Origin of the sequence: Methanospirillum sp., assembly GCF_035560735.1 — an archaeon.
Classification (GTDB): Archaea; Halobacteriota; Methanomicrobia; order Methanomicrobiales; family Methanospirillaceae; genus Methanospirillum.
On sequence record NZ_DATMYY010000121.1, the window covers coordinates 1 to 3,475 of the forward strand.

Sequence of the window (3,475 nt, forward strand, 5' to 3'; positions counted from 1 at the left end):
CTATTATTTGAACTGTCTCTCCGTTTTCAATTGAAAATTTTGTCCTGAATACTTCATGCCTCTGAAAGAGAATCATCAGCGAATCTGAAAGACGTTTTTTGTCAAGATCTCCTTCAATCTCAAGGACCAGGGGAATACTATATGCATTTTGTATGGTCTTAAGCTGCTCAAGCATGAAGAGCTGCTGTTGTGGCTCTGTTACCGGATAGATACGTGAAAGGGGCGCAGAAACTATCTTTGGGAATTGTTTTTTTGCCTGTTTGGCAACAAGAGAACTGACTCCCCGTGGTGTTTTCAATCTAAAAAAGTCACGGAATGGTATACTACATGAATATTCTGATTCTAGTCTTGATATAACCAGAATTGCCTTGATTGAGTCACCACCAATTGAGAAGAAATCATCAAGGGCTCCAACCGGCTGAAGGCCAAGAACTTCCTCAAATATCCGTGCAATGGCTACCTCTTCATCACTTTTAGGTTCAACAAACTCTTTCTGTGTTGATGACTGTTCTGGTTTTGGGAGATTTCTCCGATCAATTTTACCACTTTGTGTCTTTGGTATTTCATCAATAGCAACAAGAAAGGATGGAACCATAAATTCGGGAATGGCAGAATGGAGGCGTTCTTTTATGGTTTCCTGCTCTATGGGTCCAGACGGTACATAATAGCCACAAAGTGAGATTCTTCCAGTATCATCCCTGAAATCGATTACAGCTGCTTCAGAGATTTCAGAAATCTCCATAAGAGCCTTTTCAATCTCTCCAAGTTCTATCCTAAATCCCCTTATCTTTACCTGTCTGTCCATCCTGCCGAGATGAAGGAGACATCCGTCTTCAGTCCAGCAGGCAAGGTCCCCGGTTTTATAGAACCTTTCTCCAGGCATGAAAGGATCTTCAATAAACATATCTGCAGTTTTTTCAGGGAGATTCAGATATCCCCGAGCGAGAGAAATGCCGGATATACACAATTCCCCGGGAACCCCTATTGGCTGAAGATTATTCCAGTGATCAATGATTGTTATCTGATAATTTGGAATTGCGAATCCGATCGGAATATTCTCAAAATCCTGCTCCACTTTGAAATATGTTGCCATTATTGTACATTCTGTCGGCCCATAGGCGTTGTATAAGGTATAGGGGCGTTTTTTAAATTTCCTGAGTTTCTCTCCACCGGTCAAAAGGCATCGGAGCGATAAATTGTCGACATATTCCATGAACTGTTCGCCGAACTGGGTTGTAAATCCGACAATAGTGATCTCGTTCTCTTCAAAATATTCGTTTAAATGGTTTAGAGAGAACCTGATCTCTTCACTGATAATGTGCAGGGTAGCACCGGTAATAAGTGTCGGGTAGATCTCGAGCATCGAGAGATCAAAACTGAAACTGGCATGTTTAGCTACGTTATCTGTATCGGTCAGGGAAAACTCATCAATAAACCAATGGGAGAAGTTAACAAATGACCGGTGCTCAAGCATGACCCCTTTCGGGTTTCCTGTTGAGCCAGATGTATAGATGAGAACAGCAAGATCAGATGGTGCCCCCCTGTCCTCATATGATACATGAGTACCTAAAAATGTGTCAGGATCTGTCAGGTCGATAATATTTGGAATTTCAACTGCGTTGTCTTCCAGAAATCTGATAAATTTGGGACTTGCGAGCATAATCGTGCAGGCACTATCTGCAATCATGTACCTGATACGATCAGGGGGATATGAAGGATCGATGGGCATGAATGCTGCTCCTGATTTCAGCACCGCTACCTGGGCGATGACAAGAAATGCAGAGCGATCAGCAAGAATTCCCATAAACTGATCTTTGCCAGCTCCCAGCTTCACCAGTTTTTCAGCCAGGATTGTTGACATCTCATCAAGTTCAGCATATGTGTAGCGTGTGTTCTGATACACGATGGCGACATTATCTGGTTGCCTGATAGCCCGGTTATGAATTAACTCATGCAGACAGTGTTCAGGAGAGAGATCGGATCGAGAGTTGAATCCACAAAGTAACTGATTTGTTTCATCTTCACCAAGGAACCTGAAACTCCTGACTTTCAAATCTGATGATGAACATCCGGTTCTTACAATAGATTCAATATGGCCAGCAATCCTCTCGATTGCTAACTTTGTAAATAATTCAGGGTTGTATTCAATATAGAGATCTATCGGTACTTCCTCACCTTTGCCGGCAGTTCTGCAGAATATACAAAGACTGTTTTCTGATTCAACCGGAGGATGATATGTTGCTTTCGCATCTGATCCGGCTTCAATGAAAATGTTCTGAACAAACGTGTAATCTATAAAATTATAGGTCTCTCCAGTCTTGTTTCTGACATCTGAGATAAATGATTCATATGGATATCGTGAATGGGTCTGTGTCTCCTTAAGGACTGAGGTTACTGATGTAAGTAGTTCATAAAATGAATATTCTGGATTGCAGGTGAGGAATAACGGTGATGTTGAGACAAACATCCCCAGGGCATCATGCATCTCCTCCGGATACCGGTTTGCAAAGGCAGTCCCCAGTACTATCTCCTCATTTCCGGTCAGACGTGAGGTGTATAATGTAAAAGCAGTTAAAAAGACCCGGAACGGTGATGTTTTTATCCGGTTGCAATATTGGTATACTGTATTGCAGATTTCAGAGGAAACAGGATAAACAAAGGTTTCCCTTTTAATATTGTCAGATCTGTGAGATGTAAATGATACAGGTTCAGGAATTGTACCGGTTTTCTTCTGCAAGAATTCCTTGTCTGCCTTGTAATCCGCAGATGAAATGTACGACTCTTCGTATGAAGTGAATAGTGGAAAATGAGGGACTGAATGAACTGTTCGAGTCTTTCCCGATGAAACTTCACGAATTACCTGGGCAATCCTGCTTATAAGTATCGCGATTGATGTTCCATCAATAATAATATGATGGGTATTGCAAAAAACCATGTATTGCTGATTTGAGATCTCAATAATGACAAATTTAGCAAGTGCCCCCCCCTTTATTAAATCAAGGGGAATTAATCTCTCTTTAGCAAGCCATTCAAGATATCCTGCTTTTCCCCCATTGTTTCTGAAACTGATGTACTCAATAGGGATTGACCCTTCTGAATAATACTGAAAAGGGATACCTGTTTCTATCCCTATTCGAAGTGACAGAGTCTTTTCAAGTCTGATAATTTCGGTTAATGCCTGATGGATGCTCTCGTATGATACCGAATACTCCAGTTCAAGAGTTGCCATCATGTTCCACATGACTGTGCCGGGATTTATCGATTCAACGAGATATATCCTCTGTTGGGCATGATTCAGGGGGTATCGGCTTTTGATCATTATTTTTCACCGGTAAATCAAGTTTGTTCGGGCTTGGTTTTTCTCATGATGTCTGATGATATCTTTCTGGCAGAAATACATAGAGTTAGAGAGATAATTGAAGATATAATCACGAATAGCATGGCGAAATGGAAATTTGTAAGATATTGGTTTTGT

1 protein-coding gene is annotated in these 3,475 nt (G+C 41.2%); it reads right to left on the minus strand.

Translation table 11 applies throughout. The annotated features are described in order from the left end of the window. Positions 1-3,319: non-ribosomal peptide synthetase (locus VN429_RS03770; protein WP_325629943.1), on the minus strand; the 3,319-nt coding region annotated here is incomplete at its 3' end. Positions 3,320-3,475 lie beyond the last annotated feature (156 nt).